At 38.0% G+C, this 23888-nt stretch carries 17 protein-coding genes; 6 read left to right on the top strand and 11 right to left on the bottom strand.

The features are described from left to right. Positions 1-27: 27 nt before the first annotated feature. The 6 genes from pipX to phnC all read right to left on the bottom strand — a co-directional run bounded on the left by pipX (position 28) and on the right by phnC (position 6088). Positions 28-297, bottom strand: coding sequence for a transcriptional coactivator PipX (pipX, locus tag ACP6PL_RS26215; RefSeq protein WP_426548277.1), 270 nt, complete (start codon positions 295-297; stop codon positions 28-30). A 387-nt stretch (positions 298-684) separates the two neighbouring features. Beyond that, entirely contained in the window at positions 685-1689 is a 1005-nt protein-coding gene (locus tag ACP6PL_RS26210; RefSeq protein ID WP_426548276.1) for an energy-coupling factor transporter transmembrane component T family protein, read from the bottom strand. 34 nt (positions 1690-1723) lie between these two features. Next, the gene (locus ACP6PL_RS26205) at positions 1724-2719 is read right to left on the bottom strand and encodes a phosphonate dehydrogenase (protein WP_426548275.1); all 996 of its coding nucleotides are present in this window, start codon (positions 2717-2719) and stop codon (positions 1724-1726) included. A 502-nt stretch (positions 2720-3221) separates the two neighbouring features. Continuing rightward, on the bottom strand, positions 3222-4028 hold the full coding sequence (phnE, locus tag ACP6PL_RS26200; RefSeq protein WP_426548274.1) for a phosphonate ABC transporter, permease protein PhnE: 807 nt from the start codon (positions 4026-4028) through the stop codon (positions 3222-3224). A gap of 294 nt (positions 4029-4322) precedes the next feature. Further along, positions 4323-5246, bottom strand: a complete 924-nt coding sequence (gene phnD, locus ACP6PL_RS26195) for a phosphate/phosphite/phosphonate ABC transporter substrate-binding protein (RefSeq protein ID WP_426548273.1) — start codon at positions 5244-5246, stop codon at positions 4323-4325. Positions 5247-5338: 92 nt separating this feature from the next. Beyond that, entirely contained in the window at positions 5339-6088 is a 750-nt protein-coding gene (gene phnC / locus ACP6PL_RS26190) for a phosphonate ABC transporter ATP-binding protein (RefSeq protein ID WP_426548272.1), read from the bottom strand. Between the two features lie 1077 nt (positions 6089-7165). On the opposite strand from phnC, the gene ACP6PL_RS26185 reads away from it, so the two are divergent. Further along, entirely contained in the window at positions 7166-7351 is a 186-nt protein-coding gene (locus tag ACP6PL_RS26185) for a class I SAM-dependent methyltransferase (protein ID WP_426548271.1), read from the top strand. Next, positions 7329-7568 carry a hypothetical protein gene (locus tag ACP6PL_RS26180; protein ID WP_426548270.1) on the top strand — a complete coding sequence of 80 codons (240 nt, stop codon included), beginning with the start codon at positions 7329-7331 and terminating at the stop codon, positions 7566-7568. Before ACP6PL_RS26185 ends, ACP6PL_RS26180 begins: the two co-directional genes overlap by 23 nt. 205 nt (positions 7569-7773) lie before the next feature. On the opposite strand, the gene der is transcribed toward ACP6PL_RS26180, so the two are convergent. Then, entirely contained in the window at positions 7774-9132 is a 1359-nt protein-coding gene (der, locus tag ACP6PL_RS26175; RefSeq protein ID WP_426548269.1) for a ribosome biogenesis GTPase Der, read from the bottom strand. Between the two features lie 699 nt (positions 9133-9831). Here der and ACP6PL_RS26170 point away from each other — a divergent pair. Both ACP6PL_RS26170 and ACP6PL_RS26165 read left to right on the top strand, forming a co-directional pair. Further along, on the top strand, positions 9832-11304 hold the full coding sequence (locus ACP6PL_RS26170) for a TAXI family TRAP transporter solute-binding subunit (protein ID WP_426548268.1): 1473 nt from the start codon (positions 9832-9834) through the stop codon (positions 11302-11304). A gap of 105 nt (positions 11305-11409) precedes the next feature. Then, on the top strand, positions 11410-12639 hold the full coding sequence (locus tag ACP6PL_RS26165; protein ID WP_426548267.1) for a NupC/NupG family nucleoside CNT transporter: 1230 nt from the start codon (positions 11410-11412) through the stop codon (positions 12637-12639). Positions 12640-12679: 40 nt separating this feature from the next. Here the strand turns inward: ACP6PL_RS26165 and ACP6PL_RS26160 are convergent, their stop codons facing one another. Together ACP6PL_RS26160 and ACP6PL_RS26155 are read right to left on the bottom strand one after the other, a co-directional pair. Then, positions 12680-14824: a peptidase domain-containing ABC transporter gene (locus ACP6PL_RS26160; protein WP_426548266.1), complete on the bottom strand. Its 2145-nt coding sequence runs from the start codon at positions 14822-14824 to the stop codon at positions 12680-12682. Positions 14825-15004: 180 nt separating this feature from the next. Beyond that, the gene (locus ACP6PL_RS26155) at positions 15005-18217 is read right to left on the bottom strand and encodes a type 2 lanthipeptide synthetase LanM family protein (RefSeq protein ID WP_426548265.1); all 3213 of its coding nucleotides are present in this window, start codon (positions 18215-18217) and stop codon (positions 15005-15007) included. 205 nt (positions 18218-18422) lie between these two features. On the opposite strand from ACP6PL_RS26155, the gene ACP6PL_RS26150 reads away from it, so the two are divergent. After that, complete coding sequence (locus ACP6PL_RS26150) at positions 18423-20147, top strand: Ig-like domain-containing protein (protein WP_426548264.1); 1725 nt, start codon at positions 18423-18425, stop codon at positions 20145-20147. Positions 20148-20663: 516 nt separating this feature from the next. Here ACP6PL_RS26150 and ACP6PL_RS26145 read toward each other — a convergent pair. Beyond that, positions 20664-20897, bottom strand: a complete 234-nt coding sequence (locus ACP6PL_RS26145; protein WP_426548263.1) for a mersacidin/lichenicidin family type 2 lantibiotic — start codon at positions 20895-20897, stop codon at positions 20664-20666. 155 nt (positions 20898-21052) lie between these two features. Here ACP6PL_RS26145 and ACP6PL_RS26140 point away from each other — a divergent pair, with 155 nt between their 5' ends. After that, a complete protein-coding gene (locus tag ACP6PL_RS26140) occupies positions 21053-22852 on the top strand; it encodes a beta-barrel domain-containing protein (RefSeq protein ID WP_426548262.1) in 1800 nt (599 codons plus the stop codon). Positions 22853-23607: 755 nt separating this feature from the next. Here the strand turns inward: ACP6PL_RS26140 and ACP6PL_RS26135 are convergent. Then, the coding region (locus ACP6PL_RS26135; RefSeq protein WP_426548261.1) for a CHAT domain-containing protein at positions 23608-23888 on the bottom strand (281 nt) is incomplete at its 5' end.

Genomic DNA, 23888 nt, shown 5'->3' with positions numbered 1-23888 from the left:
AGATTAAGTAGAAGTTAAAAGCAGTTATTATTGAAAAGTATTTTTGTGAACTTGCTGGAGTTTTTGGTAATCAGCCACTTGACCATTGCGACGTAGCTGGCGGAGACGAATCTCTACCATTAAGCGTGCCTCCGAGCGACCCACTGGTTCAAATTTTATACCACCTATTCCATTAGTTACTAAAAAAAATAAGCGTTGAGCATAGAGAGTAGTAAACAATTCTTGCTTATCCTCAACTAAGCACACCCTGTATAAAAGTCCAAAATTAGGATGGTTCATGTAAGTTTCGTTGGTCATTTAGGCTTCAAATCAGCAGATAATCACAAGATTTGCAAAGAATTTAGTGGCCTTTGTCAATTGACAGCCCCTATTCTTTTAGATTTTAGACTTTCTGGTTGATACAGAAAATTTAAGTTTTTGTATTTTCTTCAATACGAGTGAGAAGTGGATGAATATATCCATAAAAAAGAAAATATATATTTGTAAAATATTATATTTTCTCAAAATTGTGATTGTTTGACATTAGTTATAAGTCTCAATCTGCAATTTTGAGCTGAAAAATATCAACAAAATTAATCAGAAAGTAAAACTAAGTATCTCACAGCTCTTTATTACAAGGAATATATTTTACTATATAACAATACCAGATAATTACTTGTATAGATAAGAATATATTATTTTGTTTTAACCTTGTCCTCCCCAACCCAACCTAATCCACCAGAATAACCCTAAACTAATCAATATTATCCAGTCTAATACCTTTAACTTTAGATCGTGCCATTGTACTCTATGTTGGTCAGCAGTTGTAAAACCTCTGACTTTCATTGCACTGGCAATTTGATCGGCTCGCAATAGCAAGTTTTCTAATAGTCTTTCTGCTACTATTAACCACACCTGAGAAGCTTGTCGGAGTCCTAATTTTTTCCAGTTAATTGCTCTAGTTCTGATGGAACGAACTAAATTTTGTATTTCCTCTAAAACTAGAGGTATAAATCTTAAAGATAGGGTTAAAGTTAAACTTATTTCAGTTACAGGTAATTTTAATTTATTCAGAGGTTCCATTAAGTCTTCTATAGCTGCTGTAATTTCTTCTGAAGCTGTGGTTAAAAGATATAGGTTAGTGCTATAAATGACTGTAAATAATAAGGTGGCAATACGAATACCTAAATCCACGGAACGACGGGTTATGGTAATTGGACTTTGTTGAAAAATGATGTAGCTATAGGAGGTGGGTTGAGGTAGTTCGGTTGGTTTTGGCGTTTGAGAAATAGCTGCTTGGGGGGTTTCTTTTCCTAGTAAACCAAAAAAGTTTTTCCAAGTTTTTTGTTCTGGTGCTGGTGGTAAATTGGTCGTTTGTAGCTCAAAAGCTAATTCATCTTTTGGTAAGCGGGGTTGATAGTTAATTGAAACTCCATCAGGGGCGATCGCTGCACTCATAAAAAATATTAAGGAACAGAACATGAGTAACCAACCCATTTGTTTTTTCCAAACTCGTAAAGGAATTGAGGCAGTAAATGTCAATATAATTAATATAACTACTAATATTAAACGCCAAGTTGAACTTGCTAATACTGGACTAATAAGAAAGCTCATTAGCCAAATTAATTTAACTCTAGGGTCAAGTTTATGTAGCCATGTTATGGGTTTTTCTAGATATAATCCTAGGGGAAGTGACCGTAATAAATCCATATTGAATATATTTGTTTATAGCTTTTTAACTTGTTTATAGCTTTTTAACAGTTCCTTGAGGAATTTTTCCTGATAAAGCTTGAATAATATTTTTGGCAGCTTCAAAAGCAATATCATGGCGAATTTCATCAACAGCAGAACCTAAATGAGGAGTAAAAAAAGTCTTATTTTTCTCTGTTATTAATGAGTTGCAAATTTCTTGAGGACGATCAGAAATTGCCCAATCTTCCATCTCAAATACATCAGCAGCATATCCAGCTAAATGTCCCGATTGAATCCCCTCGGCGATCGCTTTCTCATCTACAACTGACCCTCGACAAGGATTGATTAGGAAACTGTTTGGTTTCATTTTAGCTAAGGTATCTTGATTAATCAAATGATAAGTATCAGGAATTAATGATACCATTAATACTACATAATCACTATTTTTTAATAGTTCTTCTAAAGACACTCTAGAGATTTTCCATGCAGTTTCTTTTTCTATAGATAAGGGAATAGGATCGCTGTAGAGTAAATTCATTTCAAAACCTACTAATCTTTGAGCTAAAGCTTTTCCTAATTTTCCCATTCCTACAATTCCTAGAGTTTTATTCAATAATCCGGTACTATAAAGTTGCGGTTTCCATCCTTGAAAATTACCATCACGAATTAGGCGATCGCCTTCTAACATTCTACGAGCTAATCCAATTAATAAACCAACAGTTAATTCTGCTGTGGGTGCTGCTAATAAATCTGGAACAATTGTGAACCAAATACCTCGTTTTGTACAAGCATCTATATCAAAATTATCATACCCTCTTAAGGCTCCGGCAATAACTTTTAATTTGGGGCAAGCATCTAAAAAATTCGATTCGATATAGTCTGGCATAAAAACCATTAAACCTTCAGCATCTTTCGTTCGTTTGATAATTTCTTCACGAGATAATGTTTCTTGAGTTTGATTGAGAATAACTTCACAAGTTTGACTCAAATAATCAATAACTTGAGTATGAATCCAATGGGTAATAACAACTTTAGATTTTTTATTCATATTTTAAAGGAAGAAGGAAGAGGGAAGAAGTAGGAAGGAAGAAGGTTGATTTTTAACTAATTTTAAAGGAAGAAGGAAGAGGGAAGAAGTAGGAAGGAAGAAGGTTGATTTTTAAATAATTTTAAAGGAAGAAGGAAGAAGCAGGAAGGAAGAGGGAAGAAGGTTGATTTTTAACTAAGTTAGAAGTTGTTTTTGTAACGGAGATTTATGCCTCGCTCCAAAAAACATTTCGCCTGAAAAGGCGTTGCTCTAGACCCAATTATTTTTTGGTAATAATAAACATTAAAAGCCAGGTTTCTGGCTTCGGCAGCATAATACAACTTTTAAAAAATGCTACAAGCTATAATTATAGCACTTTTCATTAACATAGAATACAAATATTTTGGCTTAAAGGCATTTTTCCTTTTTGGTAAATCTGCTAGTTTTAAACAGAGGTAATTATCCATTATCCATTATCCATTAGTAAATCCTTTTTCCTTCTTCCTTCTTCCTTTGACTAGAATTAAATAAATTTTTGACGTAAATAATTACTTAAACTATCAACTAAAGTAACCATCATTAACACAAGCAATAGGAGTGCAGAAACTTCCTCATATTTCAGTAAACGTAAGGCTCCAATAATTTCAAATCCAATGCCACCTGCTCCCACAACTCCTAATATCATTGAGGCTCGAAAATTATATTCCCAACGGTAAAAAGTCACATCTGCAATTTGGGTAAAAATTTGAGGAAAAATGCTGTGAAAAATAATTTGTAAATGATTTGCCCCTGTAGATTTTGCAGCTTCAATAGGAGCATTATCCGTATGTTCTATAGCCTCAGCAAAGAATTTTCCCACCATACCAACTGAATGAAATCCTAATGCTAATACCCCTGGAAGTGTTCCAAATCCAACGGCTGCTACAAAAATAATTCCTAGAATTAATTCAGGAATTGCTCTAGTTATGTTAAGGAACATTCTTGATAAGAAATAAACAATAGGATGAGGGGTGGTATTACGAGCTGCTCCTAAAGAAATGGGAAGAGAAAGGGCAACAGCCATACCTGTACCAGCAATACTCATTGTAATAGTATCAATTAAAGGTTTAATCCAGTCTAGAGCGCGACTAAAATCTGGCGGGAACATTTCTCCAACCATTCCAATTAAGTCAGGAATTCCCTCAGATAACCGTTGTCCATCAAATAATCCCACAAGCCCAAAACTCACTAAAATAATTCCTAATAAGGTCAATGTTTTAGTCAAAGAAATATACCAACTTCTTTGTTGTTGACGGAGCAAACTATCAAATTTATTAGGAGTACTTGTCATATTTTTTTAGGTTTAGTTGTAAGTATTCAGCTATTAGCTAATCAGCTCTCAATTTTTTAATATAGGAATTACCCAAAGAAATCCAGTTTCTAGGATAAATAAATAATTATTTTTAGAATAGACATCTCAAGAAAATAATAAGTAGGGAAGTTCCATCTAAAGATACCTACTCTATAGGGAGCAAGGAAAAAGAAGTTATATATCTAGGATCAAACTTAGAAACTAGGTTTGAGCCCGTAATTCCTGTAATACCGGAAGCTGATAGCTGAACGCTCAATGCTTCCGTTGAGTTTATTATTTACTTAATTCAGCAAAATCAAGATCGAGGAGTTTTCCTAATTCTCTGACCACATCATAATCTTTATCTGTAATTGATTGAAATCCATCTGCTTTAAATGGTTTTAGTATAGCTTCATCTTCTAATTCTAAAAATGCCTGTTGAATTTGTGTTTTAAGTTCAGGCTCTAAATCAGAACGCATTGTCCAAGGATATTGAGGAAAAGGTTTAGATTCAGCAATAACAATTACCTTATTTTTATCAATTGTTCCCTTCTCAATTAAGGCAGTGAAAATAGGTTTACTTAACCCTCCTGCCTGTGCTTTTCCATTAGCAACAGCAACAGCAACAACATCATGGGCACCTGCAAAAACTTCTTCATAATTTTCTCCTGCTTTTAATCCTTTTTCCATTAACATTGACTTGGGAATTAAGTGACTAGAAGTAGAAGCTTGATCGCCATAAGCCATAATTTTTCCTTCTATTTTTTCATAGGAATTAATTCCTGATTCTGCATTACCAATAACCACGGCTTGATAGGTAGTTTCTCCATTTTTTTCTATAGCAGCAAAGGGTTCAATATTACTTTTAGTTTTGGCTAAAACATATGATAATGGGCCAAAATAGGCTAAATCTAAACGTCCTTTACTAGCAGCTTCAATCATAGAAGAATAATCAGTAGTGACAAATAATTCAATATCTTTATTAAGTTTATCCTCTAAATAAGTTTCAAGTCCTTTATTATTTTGAATAACAGTAGCTGCAGATTCATCGGGTAATAACGCAACAACTAATTTTTCAGGATTAGCTTTTGTATCTGCTTGTGCAGGTTGATTTTCTGTATTTGATGTTTGAGTATTAGGATTACTACAACTAACTAAACTTAACCAAGTTAAAAAAAGCACTGTCAAAAAATTTTTTTTGAGGATTAAACTTAACATAATTTTTATTTTCTAAACAATTAATGAGTTAATTATAAGTATTGTCTATCAAAAGTCAATCCCCTTTTTTTCTAATGTGTTATAGATAACATTTATGCAGTTTTACTTAAGGATGGAGTTTGATAAATTTTTTCAAGTTGATGTTTTTTTATCTCTGAAGGACTACCATCAAAGATAATCGTCCCTTTAGCTAATCCAATAATACGATCGGCATATTCTAAAGCTAGATCGACTTGGTGTAAACTAACTAAGGCTCCAATTCCATCTTCTTGACAAATTTTTCGTAAATTGGATAATACTTGATGAGAACTAGCAGGATCTAAACTAGCGATCGGTTCATCAGCTAAGAGAAATTTAGGCTGTTGGGCCAAAGCACGAGCAATTCCTACTCGTTGTTGTTGTCCCCCACTTAAAGCTTTCACAGGTGTTAAAGCTTTGTTTAATAAACCTACTCTTTCTAGACAATTTAAGGCAATATATTGATCTGGTTTAGGAAGAGGAAATAAACTTCTCAGGGTAGAATGATAAGCTAAACGGGCTACTAGAACATTTTTCAGAGCAGTTTGTCGAGGAATTAATTGATGTTGTTGAAAAATCATTCCTGTCCTTTGACGATGTTTTTGTAATATTTTGGGGTTATCTAAATTAGTTAATCCTTCAGTAATGACTTGCCCACTTGTAGGATAAGTAAGAAAGTTTATACAGCGTAAGAGTGTAGATTTTCCAGCTCCAGAAGACCCTAAAATTACTGTGAATTCCCCTTGAGTAAATTCAACAGAAATGTTATGTAGAGCTACTGTACCATCGCGATAAGTTAACCCTAGATTATTCAAAGAAATCATATTGCTTGATTGGTTAAATGATTAATTAATTTTTTCCTAGAGCTTACTTTTATTCTCAATATTTAGTCAAGTATTTTTTGTCAAATTATTGTCTAAATATCCGCAAGTATATATATTTAGGGTTTGCTGAAAAAGCTCTTTTAGTAGGGGTAGGAGACAGGAGACAGGAGACAGGATTAATATCAAATCCGGTAGTATCGGTGTAATTAGATAGTTAACTAGGAGTCAGGAGTCAGGAGGAAAGAGTCAGGAGGAAAGAGAATGTAGAAACATTTGCTCTTGAATGAAGATGAAAATTTTTTTTATACCGAATTAAGCGGATTTGATATAACGGGGAATTTAGAGAAGGTAGAAGTAAGAATTATCCCTTGATTTTTCTGCCCAACTATCCGCTTAAAATACTAACTTTTTGAGCATGAAGAGCTGAAACAGGCGCACTTTTTTTGACCCAAAACAGGCACTTGTCTTTATATGTCAATGCTTTTAGATTTAATCAGCCAGCCCTATTTATATATTGAAAAAGTCCAGCCAAGTTATAACCTGCAAAAATTGACCAAAAAATAAGTCCTCAACTCTCCCTTTGGATAGAAGATTAAAAAAATCAACTCCAGTGTTTCAAGGCGATGGCTTTAACTAGGGGTACTGATAAGTAAAATGACATGAATTAACTTAAAATTCAAAGGCAATATGATCGACTTCCTAATATTTACGATTTACGTTGGCGTAATTATATAATTAGGGCTTGCTGATTAAATTTTAAAGCATTGATCAGGTAAAGGCTTTAGCCGTTTTAGGTCTGGAAAAAGTACAAGATTTTTGCTCCTTAAAGCTCAAAAAGTTAGGATTTTGGGTTGACGCGAGCTAGAAAAATCAAGGGATAATTCTCACTCCTGCCTCCTCTAAATTCCTTACTCCTCCTTCTCCTGTCTCCTGTCTCCTGACTCCTACCCTCACCCACAAGACTTTTGAGCGCAAACCCTAATTAATACTCTTACCTTTCTGCATAATTGGGAGCCAATTATGCCACAAGCAAGAATTTTAGATATTGCTTGTGGAACAGGATAATTTGAAAGACTATTGCTCGAAAAAAATCCGACACAGAAAATTGTAGGAATTGATATATCTGAAAAGATGTTAGATTTAGCTAGAAAAAAACATGATGCTGTTTCTAATGTCGAGTTTCAACAAGCTTCGGTTAATTCACTACCATTTAGCAGTCATTCTTTTGATGTAGTTGTATGTGCTAATTCTTGTAAAACCTAATGGCAAAGTAATAATTCTTGACTGGAATAAAGATTATTTTTTTTGTAAAATCTGCGACTGGTTGTTACAAATTTTTGATTCTGCTCATCAACAATGTTATACCCAAAATGAATTACATCAGTTATTAATATCTGCTCAGTTTAAAATACATAGTGGAACTAAATTTCGTTTGGGAGTTATTTGGGGAATGATGATTTTAACTGCTTACCCACTATAATCTCACGGTACTGAAGAAGGGTAAGCATTCAGCTATTAGCTATCAGCTGTCAACTTTTTAATAAATGAAGCAAGCATTAGTTTTCACCCATACTTTTAATTCTTTTAAATTACGAAGATACCAATTCCTTCTCTCAAGATAATGAAATTGATAGCTGAATAATGACTGCTGAATACTTACAAAAAAGGTAATAACTGATAACTGATTAAACACGGGTTGCTCTATTAACAGTATTTTGTTCTACTTCTCTAGCTTTTTTACCACGCCAAAGTAATCTTATTGGCGTACCTGTAAATCCTAAATGTTGACGAAATTGACCTTGAATATAACGCCGATAATTTTCAGGAAAACGTTTAGGATCGTTGACAAATAATGCCATTGTTGGTGGTTTACTTGTTACTTGAGTTCCATAATAAATTTTACCTTGACGGCCTTGACGGCTAGTCGGCGGAGAATTCCAACTAATTGCTTCTTCTAATACTTCATTAATTACAGAAGTTGTGACTCGACGTTGATATTCATTGGCTGCATTATCAATCAAATCTATAATTTTTTCTACTCGTTTTCCAGTTAATGCACTAACAAAAATCATCTCTGCCCATTCCATAAAATATAGTCGCGATTTTACTTCCTGTTCGTAAGTATAAATAGTATAAGTATCTTTTTCGACAGCATCCCATTTATTCACCACAATAACGCAAGCTCTACCATCTTCAATAATCCGATTTGCTAATTTTTGGTCTTGTTCTGTTACTCCATCTAAAGCATCAATTACAAACAGAACAACTTCCGCACGACGAATAGCTTTAAAAGCTCGATTAATCCCAAAAAATTCTGCCCCATATTCCACATTTTTCTTCTTTCTAATTCCAGCAGTATCAATCAAACGGTAAGTTTTTCCATTCCGTTCTACCACAGTATCAATAGCATCTCTTGTCGTACCAGAAATAGGACTAACAATTGCCCGTTTTTCTCCAATAAATGCGTTTAATAAACTCGATTTACCCACATTCGGACGACCAACAATTGCTATTTTAACTTCATTAGTTTCAGGAATTTCTGCTACTGGTAAATAGGTAATTAAATCATCCAATAATTCACCAGTACCATTACCATGAATACCAGAAATGGGATAAGGTTCTCCTAAACCTAATTCCCAAAACATAGCAGCTTGGCTCAGTCCTTCTGTGATAGATTCGCATTTATTTACTGCTAGGAGAGTCGGAACAGGTTGTTGACGTAACCATTGGGCAATTTCTTCATCTCCTCCAGTAATACCCGTTTGTCCATCTACCACAAAAATTGCCACGCTTGCTTCTGCTAGAGCGGCCATAGCTTGTTCGCGGATTAGGGGCAAAAATTCTGTATTATCATCAAATACTAAACCTCCCGTATCTACAACTTGAAACTCTCGGTCTTGCCAATATGCGTTACGATAGGTGCGATCGCGAGTTATTCCTGGTTCATCGTGGACAATGGCATCTTTACTTTCGGCCAAGCGATTGACAATTGTGGACTTCCCCACATTTGGCCTGCCAATAATAGCTACAATAGGTAAGGACATAGTTCTTTCAGTTATCAGTTATCAGTTATCAGTTTTGAGCTGTTAGTTAACAATATTTTTTTGTGGCCTAACTAACCTAAAAATTTTGGATACCCAGTGTGTTACCGAATAATTATTAATTATTAATTAAATAATTCAGCTTACTCTGCCTCCCCTTTCAAGGGGAAAAAGCGCTCGAGGGATGGCGAGGTCTCCTCGCCATATCCAATCGACCAAGACAGCGGTCGTTTGCGGAGCAGTCCGTCAGGATGGGATGGCGAGGAAACCTCGCCATATCCAATCGACCAAGAGAAAAGTGCTAGGGTATTTCCTTGTATTCAATCAAGAACGGTTTCAACTAGAGGTAATTATCCATTATCCATTATCCATTATCCATTAATGAATACTGGACTATCTTTAAAATCTATTTATATATTATCTACTTAAATGATTAGTTGCTATATGTTAGGTGTAGATTGGTTTATAGTTTGCTTCCGCGTAGTGGTATGGAGTGAAACCCAACAATAATCTAATAGGTTCAGTAATTTTTATTTTGAAAATGTTTATTAGAGTTGTTGGGAAATAAAAAATTTAAAATGCTCAAAAGCTTACTGTATAAAGCTTTTATAATTTTTTCTATCAAAAAAGCTATAAGCTTTGAATGATAATAGTTTTAGCCATTTTTTTAGCTTAATTCCCAACAACTCTATATCTATATATATGAAATACCAAAAAAAACGACCCAGTAAATTAATAGGAATAGGAGGAATATTATTAGGAGCGATCGCTGTAACTAGCTGTACCCCCCAATACGATACCCTCATCCTATCCAGTGGTCCAGTTGGTCGAGATTTTGAGCCTATCAGCCAAAAAATAATAAATTCAGCTCGTGATATTGGGAATATGCCTATTGATAACTATAATTCCAAAGGTTCACAGGAAAACCTACAACGGCTACTCAATCAAAAAACAGACCTAGCTTTAGTTCAATTAGACGTAGCTGCCGAAGCTATGAAAGCAGGAAAAGTAGAAGCAATAGCGGTTCTTGGCTATGAATATTTACACTTTATTACTCTGTCTGATTCAGGAATCAACACTTTTAAAGACCTTGAAGGAAAAAGAGTTGCTTTTGGTATTCCTGGTAGCGGTACTTACTTTACTATCAAACGACTACTCAATCCTACCAATTTAAAAGTTATTGAAGAAGAACTTAGTTTGGAAGCAGGATTGAAGAAACTAGAACAACAAGAAATAGATGCTGTAATTTATCTAAGTCCACTCGGAGGCAGTAAAAAACTGCAAGCTGAACTAGGAAAACCTTCTACCCTCAAGTTAGTTCCCTTCACAAGTTCTTTTAGTAACTTTTTAGCCATTAAATTTCCCGAATCATACAGCGAGAGAACTATTCCCAAGGGTATTTATATGCCTTTATTGCCAATGCCTGAAGAAGACATACCTACGATTTCTACTGCCATTGCTTTAGTAACTCGCCCTGATATCAGTAAAGAAAAAATTGCTCTTTTAACCTGGTCAATTATCTCATCATCTCGACAATACTCGTTATTTTATCCAGAACTTGCTTACAGTAATGATGTTGAGGCTTTATTAAGCAATGGGTTGCTATATCCCCATCCTGGTTCCATAGAAGCCTACAATGAAGGGGATCCTAGACAAGTTTTGGTGCGCTACCTTCAGGAAAATGAACACTTACAATATAGTGTAATTATTACAGGTATAGCTAGCTTTTTACTGCGATTTTGGCGTCGGAGAAAAAACCAAAAGTTGATTAGAAATAGTCGTTTAGTTCTAAATGAAATTACTTGTGCTATAGAAACCAACCCGAATCATGGTCTGGAAGAAGTGGAAGAATTAAGACGGCAACATCGGTTAATGTTGATTGAAGGAAATTTGCCGAGAGAAGTTTATCAAAAGCTGGAAGATATGACGCAAGTTGTAGTTGAAAAATACCAAACTATACAAGCAAAACAACACCAAAAAAATATTCAAGAGACAATAGAATTGATTGCTGAGTGTAAAAATAATGCAATATCCCCAGCATACATGAAAGATAAGTTGGAGCAATCAGAGAATAAGTATCAAAAAATGTTATTATCAAGTCAAATCGATCTTCAGACTTATATTATTCTTACCGAACTTATTAATCATTATATTAACTCAAATAATATTGGCTAAAAAAGTCTTTAAGAAGGTATATAATTATGGAGTGAAACCAAACCATAATCTAATAGGTTTAGTAGGTTGTTTTGGTACAATCAATTCAAGGAAATATAATTAATTTTGGAAAGATTAATATCAGCACTAGGATTAATAGTTTTTGTGGGTTTAGCTATTCTTTTATCTGCAAAAAGAAACAAAATTAAGTGGCAACCTGTTTTCTGGGGAATAGGTTTGCAACTATTATTTGCATTGCTAATTTTAAAAAGTAAAACAGGTTTAGCAGTGTTTAAATTTATCGCCGATGTAGTTAGTGAGTTACTGAAATTTTCCGATACAGGAGCAAAATTTGTCTTTGGGGAAAATTATATTGACCACTTTTTTGCCTTCCAGATACTACCAACAATTATATTTTTCTCTTCATTAATTACTATTTTGTATCACTATGGAATTTTGCAACAGGTAGTTAAAGCATTTGCATGGATAATGCTGAAAACGATGAAAACTTCCGGCGCCGAATCTCTCGCTTGTTCCGCTAATATTTTTGTGGGATCGACTGAAGCACCCTTGTTAATTAAACCTTATGTGGAAACTATGACTCTTTCAGAATTACACGCGGTGATGACAGGTGGTTTTGCTACAGTTGCTGGAGGAGTATTGGCAGCTTATATTTCTTTTGGAGTTCCTGCTGAACATTTGATTGCTGCCTCCGTAATGTCAGCACCCGCAGCATTGGCAATATCAAAAATATTGTTTCCAGAAACAGAAGAGTCTCCAACTGGCGGAACAGTCAAGGTAGAAGTCAAGCAAACTTATGCCAATGTTATTGATGCAGCAACAGTAGGTGCTAAAGAAGGAGTAAAATTAGCAGTCAATGTGGGAGCAATGTTGATTGCTTTTATAGGGTTAATTGCAATGGTAAATGGACTATTGGGATGGATAGGTGCTGGTGTGGGGTTGCCTCAATTATCCTTGGAATGGATTTTTTCCTTCTTATTTGCACCTGTTGCTTGGTTGATGGGAGTACCTTGGGCAGACTGTGGTCAAGTGGGGGTTTTGCTCGGAAAGAAAACGATTTTGAATGAATTTATTGCTTATTTAGATTTAAAGACACTGATTGAAAATGCTCAAAAAGGCGAAACAGTAAATGTCATTTCCGAGCGATCGCAAATTATTGCTACTTATGCTTTATGTGGGTTTTCTCATATTGGTTCCATTGCCATACAGATAGGTGGAATTAGTGCTATTGCACCATCACGACAGCACGATCTAGCAAAATTGGGAGTTAGGGCAATGATTGGTGGATCTATTGCTTGTTTTATGACTGCTTGTATTGCAGGAATTTTGTTATAGAGCAAGAAAGATAGAAGGCAGAAGGGCAAGTAGTCAGTTCCTATGGAATCAGAAAATCTAAATGCTCTCCAGACTTAGAGAGCAAATCTTCAGGAGTACCTTCCAACTTCAACTTACCATTTTCCAAAAACACAATCCAATCCGCCCGACTAATCACTTTCGGGCGATGACTAATTAAAATCGTAGTTTTACCCTGCCGATGAGACAACAACCTGTCTAATACCTGCGCTTCGCTGACCGGATCTAAATTAGCAGTAGACTCATCCAAAATCAAAATCGGTGGGTCGCTAACAATTCCTCTAGCAATAGCCAATCTTTGCTGCTGACCACCAGAAACATTAGCACCAAACTCTCCCAATATGGTTTGATACTTATTAGGCAACCTGGTAATAAACTCGTCTGCTTTAGCAACCTGACAAGCTTTAACAATCTCCTCAAATGTTGCCTCTGGATAAGCAAGACGGAAATTACCAATAATAGTTCGACTCCAAAAATGAGCATTTTGGGGAACTAAGACTACTTGTTGTCGCCAACAACTGAGGTCAATATCGTCTAGATTATAAACACCTATGCGAATATTACCCCCATTCACCTGATACAAGCCAGCAATTAGTTTAGCGAGAGTGCTTTTACCACAACCAGATTCACCTATCAGGGCAATAACTTTTCCACCAGGAAGCGTCAGAGAAAAATTTTTGAGTAAATCAACTCTACCTGGATGGTGAAAATTGAGATTTGTACAAACAATATCTACATTATCAGTAATTTTAGCAACTGGCAATTGATGATCGTCATGACTTTCTGGTGTAGATTCGATAACTTCCACAAGTCGCTTTGTTGCTAGTTGAGCGCGAGTCAAAGGACTGATAAAGCTCAATAAAGTAATAATTAAAGTCAAAAAATTTGCGCTCATGCCGTTGAATGCTAGCAGTTGCCCGATAGTTAATTCTTGAACGATGACGAGAGTGCTGCCAAACCACAGTAAGAGTATTCCTCCATTCCGAGAAAAGAAATATGTAAACGTATTGCTAACAATCGTTGTCTGAGTAGCGCGGTAGCTCACACGAGCTTGTTTGCCATAGCGACCTTGGAATTCTTCCCAGAAGTAGGGGGCAGAATTAGTGCTTTTCAGTACCAAAGCTCCTTTGAATGTTTCTACTAAAACTCCTTGATTTTCTCCTGCTAAGACTAAGAAATTCCGAAGTTTTTGACGGATGGTGGGTAATAAGACTAGGACTGTTATCGTCATTAGGGCAGCGATCGCCACAGGAACTACAGTCAGTTCCAAACTGTAGAATAACATTAATCCTAGGGAAATAACTCCCACAAAAAATTGGCTCGGTAAAGTAATTCCAATTAGAGAGATGAGTTGGTTGATTTCTTGGATATCTCTCAATCGACTAGCAATTTCCCCACTACGACGCACTTCGTAATACGATAGGGGAAGTTGGAGCATGATTCGGCAAAATTCTAGGATGATATCTAGCTCTAACCTTTGGGCAAAGTGAGCAATGAGCATTGATTGAATAAATCTGAGACTAACGGCAATGGTATTCATTACTAAGACAGCGATCGCTACTCCGGTCAGCATATCCCTATCCCCGCGAATCAGTACGTCATCTGTCAGGATTTGTATTAAAAATGGAGAGGCTAAAGAAAGCATACCGATAAACAGGTTTAACAGTAAAGCTTGAGCAATAGTAGCGCGATAGCTCCAGATACGCCCTAGTAAATGCCACAAACCTGTAACTTTATCCCTATCGTCTGGGTTTTGATAAAAATCTGGGCGCGGTTCCACTAAGAGCATTGCCCAATTAGTCCAGCTTGAAATCAACTCATCCTTTGTTAAAAATCGAATTCCCACAGATGGGTCCGCAATAACGTATTTTTCACCTCGTCTTCCATACAAAACAACCCAGTGATTGCCCTTCCAATAAATAATTCCTGGTAAAGGGATGCTATTTTTATCAACTAATTCCAGGGTAACTTTCACTCCCCTGGCGTTAAAACCAAGTACTTTTGCTCCTTGCTTGAGATTAAGTAATGTAGTTCCCAGTTGTCCGGTTCCCGTAGCTTCACGAGTACGAGTGAGCGTAAAAATTCGCCCGTAATATTTGGCAATGGTTGCTAGACAAGCAGCTCCGCAGTCTTCGACGTTATGCTGTAAAACTACTGGGTATTTCATATTTTATCTATAAGAAGGAAGAAGGAAGAAGGAAGAAGGAAGAAGAAGGTTTGAGAGCAGAAAAACCCTAAACTCACGGTAAATATTTTCTCACCTTTTACACAAACAATACCAGAGGACATGATATGATAACTAATAACTAATTAGTATAACAATCAACAGAGAAGAAACTGATAACTGTTAACTGAGAATAGGAGGTTCTAGCGTTAATACGGAAGGAATTCGCTGTGGTTCGGCGAGTCGCAATAGTCCGTAGCCAATACCTGCTATTCCAGTCATCAGACCAGGAGTTTCCACTCCTAATGGTACTCCACAGAGCCAGCCATATTTATCAATACTCTCAAGAATCATAGCAGCAATTCGATCTATTTCAGCATCCCACTGATGAACATTCAGGATGTCGCGAGCTTGCAGCACAAATTCTAGATTCCCCAAGTCACCGTGACAGAGACAATGATTTAAACCAAATCCTCTTTTGAGAACAATCTCAATCGCATCCTTAACTTCTGCCAGTATTTGCCCACCCTCTCCATTTTGGATAAAACGCAAATTTGCTAATCCGACTCCAGGAACACTATTACACCAGATAACAAGCTCGTCTTCTTGTTTCTGAGTGTTTAATGCCAAAGAGTTAGCAACAGCCACAGCAACTTCCCGAAACCGCTTTTCATTAGTAATATTTCCTAATTCCAATAAAGCCCAAGCTATCCCAGGAATACCATGAGCGAATCCCTGGCGATCTCTTTCTTCTGGAAACAACCAACAGCTATTTTCCTGTTGTTGAAACTCTGCCAGTAGGCGATCGCCACATTCAATAGCAGCAGCGATAACAGTATCAGAGGGAAAGCAAGCATAGAGAGCGAGCAGACTAGCAATACATCCAGCAGCACCATCAATAAGATCCAGTTCCTTGTCTTGGGAAATATTAGCTTTGATGAAACTAACTAAACCAACCGCCTCTTCTAATAACTCCGGTTGCTGCCACAATACCCCCAGATGAGTCAAAGTATAAATGATTCCTCCCCACCCACTAAACCCCCCAATTAATTTAATTAAGGATTCATTTTGCTGTAGTTGATTTTGCAATGTTCTTAAACCAGATCGGGCAAGGTTAGTATAGCGTTTTTCGGCTGTAACCGTTCCCAGATAAGCTAGAAACAAAATTACCCCAGATAAACCGTCATAGAGACTCCAATTTAAAGGTTGCAAACTCCAATGCTTTCCTCCCAACAGCGTCACTCCTATCCAAGTAGCATCAGACTCACTCCCTAGAGCTAATAATTCTAAGCGATCGCCAATTGCCTTAGCAATTTCTAGACAGCGTGAGTGACGTTTATTCTCTTCTGGGATTATCTGTGGTGTAAAAGTAGAATAGCTTTTCCAACCCCCAAATTCAGTTGCCAGTTCTAGGGTAGAGAGAGAACCACGAATGAACCATATTTGTCGCTCTAAATCTCTTTCATCTAACTTCTGTAGGCGTTTTTTCACTAATTCTATACCAGATTCCTCAAAAAAATCTTGGTACAAATGTTTATCGCTACCAACTAAATCTCTAGAGTTAGCACGAGTAGTAAACATGGGGATGTCGCCCTGCCACAAATCTCTCTGTTCGGCAGCAATGACTTTAGCCAGCTCTGGGCGATACTGAACGTCGATCCACAGGCGATCAAATAAGCGATCGCGTTCTAGAGCATTACGCAACACATCGGGATGGAAACTCTCTCCTAGTAATAAAGCATAAATCTGAGTCGGACGCAAAACTGCCCGCACTTCATCTTCGACGAAACGGGTTAAAAATCCTGCATCTGATAGCAATTCATCTCTATATTTTACTAAACATTCATAAACAGAAGTAAATCCAGCAATTATTGCTTCTGAATAGTCTAAAACATTTACCTCAGAATCATTTAAGTACGGTCTATTCTGAGAATTTTCCAGAGCCTTTTGCTCCCGGACTACTCGCATCTCATCTGTTGCCACTCCCCCCCAAGACCTGACTGGCCTTGGCGTCATCTGACCTGGAGTCGCACCGATACCACTCATGTCTACTCCTACAGAATCAGAATTTGCCCAAAGACGTTCAGGTAATAATCCCGCTCGCAACACCGAGTAAGTCATCTCTTCTCTGGCGAGAATGACTGAGGGTTCTGCATTTGTCACTTTATAACGGGGATGAAAAAGGGATTCGAGGTCGATGGGAATGGGTTGTTCTCCGGCAGCGATAATATTCTCCGAGTGAAAATCTGTCGCTTCCAGAGCGTAGAGCAAAGCCAAATATCCCCCTATTCTTTGATAAAAACGCCACACTTCTTGTTGGGAGTGACAGCTCTGAAAATTCACAAATTCTACCCATCCATAAGTTCCGCGATCGATAATTTTTAGGGTCTGAAATGGAGGATGGTCTCCCCTTTCGTTCAGCCAGAGTAGCAGTTGTTGAAAATGCACGTCTACTGCTAGGGATTTAGGTTTATAAACTATCTGAAACCCAGAGCTAAATTTGACTATAATTACCGAACAACCGCCCCGATGGGTGTCTCCAGCATTGACTTTTACATCCTTTAGCACGCCTGGAGACTTTTCGCTGCTAAATTCGCTACAAATTGCTTCCCAGTCAGCACACAGATGTCCGAGAAATTCTAGGCTAAAGCATACCCAGCGATCGATAGTAACAATTAATTGTCTGGCTAAAACAGGATACTCTACTAAGATAGCTACCATAACATCTTTTTGGTAAATCCTGTCTAAAAAGCTCAAGAATCTTTCTCTGGGGGTATCTCCCGATAGCAGCTCTTGGAGACGGGCTACATTCAATTCTAGCACCATTGTCTGGCTCAAAATCTGGAGTAATTTTTCTGGGAGATGCTTAAATAGGATGGCTTTAGCTGTATTGGAGTCAAAAGGGAGTGGCTTATTTTCCTGGTATTTGTTGACTAAGGTTTCGATACCTGCTTCTAGACTGGAAATTCCTTGACTAACCAATGGTTCGATTGCATACAAAAAACCATTCGACTCTTGACCAGATGGTAACTCACTAGGAGGAATGACTTTGATTTTAGGCGGTTGACTCCGAGAAAAACCTTTCTCCAGTTTCCTCCACCAGTTGGCATAAGTAGCTGATTCCCTAAGAAACATAAAACGTTCCTTTATTACCTCCTTTCCTTCCCCCAATAGGTAGCGAAACTCCTGGGAAGTAATGCCATCTGTTGCCAGTCGTTGTTGGTAATAGCTGTCGGAAATAAAAGGGGTCTGGGAACGCCATTTTTTAATTCTACGCTCTGCTAGTTCTGCATCAAAATTTTCTGGATTCAAGTTTTGGCCTTCCATAAGGCCAATTCGTTCGGTCAAGGTGAGAGCTTGATACCAAGCAGTTTCACTCAAGCATTTTTGATTCATAGCCACCAATAATAAAATTTTTCTGAGGTAGTGTTAATTTTTTCAATCTTAATATAGAATGATAACCATTCTCAAAAATATGGCAAATATCCGCTACTGAGAAAGTCACGAAACTAAGTTCCAGAAAAACTTTTAGCTGACATTCTCATATGTGGCTGTGCTATGTAGCAAAAGTGAAAAAACACAACTAAAGGAGTGAATTTTAATGGCCCTTGCCTATCAAAGTTTTGAAGTGCCAAATGCCTCTATCCCAAGTGTAACTGCGATTAACAATGCAGGGCAAATCGCAGGACACTTTGATGACCTCGGCTTTTTGTTAGAGCCAGACGGGGAGGTAGAATTTTTTGCTCCTCCTAATGCTGGCTCTACCTTAGTGTGGGGTTTGGATGATAACGGTCAGGTAGTAGGCTCGTTTTTTACAACTCCAGACTTTGAGCCAGACGGGGTAGCCCAAGGCTATATTTACAATGGCACTGATTTTACGATCGTCAATCCTTTTCCCCAATTTCCTGAACGCAGCGTCGAACTTACCGGAATCAATAGTAACGGGCAAATTTCAGGATTTTACTTACTTCCCGACTTTGCTGGGGGAACTTCCTTTTTACTAGAGGGAGAGGATTTGAATGTCACAAACTTAGACATTGAAGCTTCAGACCGAACTATTGCTTGGGATATTAATGATGCAGGAAAAGTAGTTGGACAATTTCGGATTCCCGATGTTACAAACTCTGGATTTATTTGGGAAAATGGCAATATTATCGAAGAACTAGACTTTCCCGGAGCCAGGTTTACTAGCCCCCGCAGTATCAATAATAATGATAGTATTATTGGTTGGTTAATTTCCGACGAAACCGAAGAATTTGTTAATGGCTTCATCTGGGAAAATGGCGAATTTGAAGGGATTAATTTTCCTGGAGCGACGAGTACCTTCTCGACGGATATGAATGATGAGGGGGTGATTATTGGTGATTACAGCGACCAAGAAGGTAATACTCTGGGGTTCCGTGCGGTAGAAACTGGAGCCGAAATTGAAATTTTAGATGGGGATACAAATATTATTGATGTCACTGTCAGATTAGATTTTGACAGTACGAGAGTGGGGACTCCCACAAGCAAGACTTTGACTATAGCTAATACTGGCGATCGCCCTCTGATTCTGACGGACTTAAATTTGCCCGATGGTTTTAGCCCAGTTGAGCCACTGCCAAATAACTTCAATCTCGCACCAGAAAACACGCTGGAATTAGCAGTGCAACTAGATGCAGAAACAGGTGGTGGTTTCAATGGCACTTTAGAATTGATTGCTTCTGACAGTGAAGAAAACCTGTTTGGCTTTACATCCACTATTTATGGAGCAGTTAATGGCAGTGGGCAAGATGACAGGCTGGTGGGTAGTGCAGTTGCAGATACTCTAGTCGGAGGTGGTGGCAATGACAGAATTTTTGGTAAGAGAGGAGACGATAATCTTCAAGGCCGTCCTGGGAATGACCATTTATTTGGTGGAAGTGGGGACGACATCCTACTTGGTGGTATCGGTCGCGATCGGTTAAATGGTGGCGAGGGAGACGACACTCTCACAGGTGGAGCAAGCATAGACCGTTTCATATTTAATACAAATCAGGAATTTGCCACAGAGGATATTGGTGTGGATACCATCACTGATTTAAATATAGAGCGAGATTTGATTCTTCTTGACAGGGGTACTTTTACTGCTATTGAGAGTGAGGCCAGCATTGATGATGTATTTGATACCGTGACAACCGATGCTGCTGCGGAAAGTTCTGAGGCAGCGATCGTCTATAACTCGAATAACGGTAATTTGTTTTATAACGCCAATGGTAGTGATTCTGGTTTTGGCAGCGGTGCTCAATTTGCGATTCTCGAAAACCAGCCTGAACTGAGTGGGGAGAATTTCTTTATTAGGGCTTGAAGAAGGAAGAAATTGAAGCGGTGAAAAGTAGGTGAAAACCAGCTAGCTTTTTACCCGATGTACTCCCACTATTAGGACTTCTAGACTAAAATTGCGGGTAAAACCTAACCCCCCAACCCCCTTCCCTGCAAGGGAAGGGGGAGAAGACTTCCCCCTTCTCCTTGCAGGATAGGGGTCGGGGGAGAGGTCTTCCGGGTTGCTCGCTCCTTACCCACATTTTTAACCTAGAGACGCTACTATAATGATATTTATTGACTAATAGCTTTGGGCAAATATATAAGTAGACACCTTCTTTGGTGCAGCTAAATCGTGTTGAGTTTTTTTTGACACCTCAATTATACCCCCTACTACAAACAAAGTTGATAGTAGAGGGAGTTATATCATGTAATAAACAATCTTTACCCAACCTGGTAGGGACGTTCAATGGAACGTCCCTAGATTGCCGTTAATTAATGTTACTTGATATTAACGTAAAATTAGAAAACCTAATATTAACGTAAAATTAGAAAACCTACCCTAGCTACCCGGCATCATCTCTACACTCAATGCATCCTTAGGTGGACAGCAATGTTCACAAGTTTTGGTGTGAGGATGTGCGGCAGCCATTCCTCCGGCCATTGATGACATATCGTCATCATCGAATTCGATCACCCCTGCGGGGTTTTCCGGTAGTTGTGCTTTTTCAGCCTCGCTCAGGCTATTGCGATACTCTTCATCTTTCCAAGCCCGAATGATATCAATTTTGGACATTAATTTACTCCTTTATTAAATAAGCCCGTAAGAATAGTATCATAAAAATTTGAGAATGATTATCATTCTTATAAAATTTCTATAAAGTTTTTTTTAAGAGGTTTTTGGGTAAGTAGGCCACTATAAATGAACAACTTGAAATAAAGGACTAAATTATGTTTAACGACACCAGAAAAGCGACTTTGCCAACTGTCAGCAGTCAGGAATTTCTACCCGATCTCAATATTTGGACAACTTGTGGTGGACTATTTCTTGTGGGTGGATGTACTGCTGCCTTGATAATAGCAACACTCACCAAATACAACGTTACGGTGAAAGCTCCCGCAATAGTTCGGCCTACAGGGGAATTACGCATAGTTCAAGCTCCTACGGAGGGAACAGTAGCTGATATAGCAGTAAGTGAAAATAAAACTGTTACAAAAGGAGAAGCGATCGCTACCCTCAGCGATAATGGTCTTGAGACCGAAAAACTGCAGTTGCAAGGAAAAATTCAACAACTACAGTTGCAACTCGTACAACTAAAAGCCCAGATTAGAAGTTTAGATAACGAAATATTAGCAGAAGGCGATCGTTCTAAAGGAACTCTTGCTTTAACAGAAGCGGAACTCAGACAAGCCAAACGAGACTATCAAGACCAGCAATTAAACAGTGTAGCAGAAGTTGAAGTTGCCCAAGCAAATCTGAGATTAGCCGAGGAAGATTTAGAAAAAGCGCGTGCCGAGTATAATTCAATAGAGTCAGAGTTAAAATCTATCCAAGCTTCTTTAAAGGCAGCCAAGTTTAATAGAGATGCTTATAAAAAAGATTTAGCATCATGTAGTCAACAGGCAATATGTAATATTTCTACCACCGTCGAAGAAACAGCAAACTTAAAATTAGCCCAGGAAGAATTACAAAAAGCAAAGGCAGACTTAACATCAGCTACAGCCACCTTAAAATCTATTGAAGCTGCTTTTAATCTGGCAGTTAACAAATTGAATCGCTATCAGCCCTTAATCGCATCTGGAGCAATTTCTCAAGATAGATTAGATGAAGTAAAATTAACAGTGGAGCAGGAACAACAAGCGATCGAAGCTCAAAAAGGAGCGATTTTGGCACAGACAAAAACAATCAACCGACAAGAAAGGGCAGTCGAAGTTGCTCGCGCTCAATTGCAACAAGCATTAAATCAAGCTCAATTAGAAGTAGAGCAAGAACAACAAGCTCTCAACTCCCAAACATCCCTACTAGAAGCGCAAGCAGAAACAATAGAAAGGCAGCAACGGGCAGTAGAAGTTGCCGGTGCTGGAGTGCAACTAGCTCAAACATCCCTTAATCCTAGTGATGCTGAAGTAGCAGTTGCGAGGGAGAGAGTTACCCAAGAAAGCGCTACCAGTAAAGCTAGGTTAGCCAGATTAAATAGGGAGCAAGAAGCTTTGATGCAGCAGCAAGTAGAAATACAGAATCAAATCAAGTACAACCAAAAAGAGGTTGAAGAAGTTGAGAGAAAACAGGAGGATTTAGTGATTTCAGCACCTGAGTCTGGTGTCATTCTCCAGTTAGGTTTACGGAATATTGGTCAGGTTGTGGCTACAGGAGAATCTATTGCTGAAATCGCTCCTTCTGATACTGCTGTGGTTGTGAAAGCTAGGGTGAAACCGGGGGATATTAGTCTGGTAGAAGTTGGTCAAAACGTGGATATGCGAATAACAGCTTGTGCTTATACAGATTACGGCATCCTCAGAGGTAAAGTAGTGGGAGTTTCACCAGATGTGATTGTCTCAGGCAGTGGTGGTGTTGATTCTTTTTACGAAGTGACTATTGAGCCAGAGAGTTACGCTCTTAGGGTTTCTAGGAGTTTTTTTCCACAAAACGAAAGCCAATGTCGCATACTCCCTGGTATGGAGGGTAGAGCAGATATTATTTCTAAACAAGAAACTGTACTGGAATTGTTGCTTCGTATCAGTATTTTTTAGCTAAAGCAGTGATTTAGTCCGAATGCTATAACATTCGGACTAAATTATTCTTCAATCAAACTTTCAACTAAACATCCCATTGCCATTGCCTACCAACGCCGACGTAAGGTATTGGTTCCACCATCGCAGTTCGTCCCGACACATAAGGTGTTGTGGCCAGCAATAAGAAGCCCCCGGACCAGCAATAACGAACTTTTTCGGCCAGGATTAATTGCAACTAGATTTGCTTTCTCGCTGTGAATTAACTGCAACCTCGCTGTGAATTAAATGCAACCAGACAGCAATAATTTTTTTCAGCCAGAATTAACTGCAACTAGAGGTGTAAAGAAAACGAACGTTTTTTTTACTCTTTTCTCTCAGCAATGACAGAAATGAAAATAGGACTTTAGAAAAGTAAAAAAACTCAGTCAAGTTATCTAAGGCAAGATATAATAACCTGTAACTGTAGCGGTGGTTGAATCAATTCTTTCTAAACAGATTGATGAGTTAGAACCAACTTTAACTCGTCTCTTTCTCTGGTTCCTACATCTGATACCTGAATCATTCTTGAGCGTTGGCGGAGCCTAGGGGCAGCTATATCGCTCTCACCTGAATCCTTACAAATTAGATGCGTTTGCCCTTGTCTAAACTCCAGTTGTAACATTTTTTTGCAAATTTGTATTATGCTATTCTATTATTGTCTCAAATAACTTGAAGACAATTGCATAAAATCAGTCCATGCTCTTCGCCAGGTATAGAAAATTGACAAAATTTAATTACCAAGGACTACCAATCATAGTAAACCCTGCCCAATAATAAGGATGAGAGAAATCTTGAGTGCCAAACTTGCCTAACGCCGACGGTAACACTACTGCACCACGGGCTGCACTTCCCCTTAACTCCCCATCTGCAATAACTACCTCTCCTCGCAACATTGCTAACTGCGCCTGTCTCAGCGCCTCTGCCTTAATCTTAGCATTATTCAAATGAGTATAAAACTCAGTCATTAACCCCAATGTACCTTCATCACTCACATACCACACACTGGCTAATGCTG

Origin of the sequence: Dapis purpurea BLCC-M126 (assembly GCF_050015975.1) — a bacterium.
Classification (GTDB): domain Bacteria; phylum Cyanobacteriota; class Cyanobacteriia; order Cyanobacteriales; family Microcoleaceae; genus Trichodesmium.
Note: the sequence above shows the minus strand (reverse complement) of the source record. Positions and strands in the feature narration are given on the sequence as shown.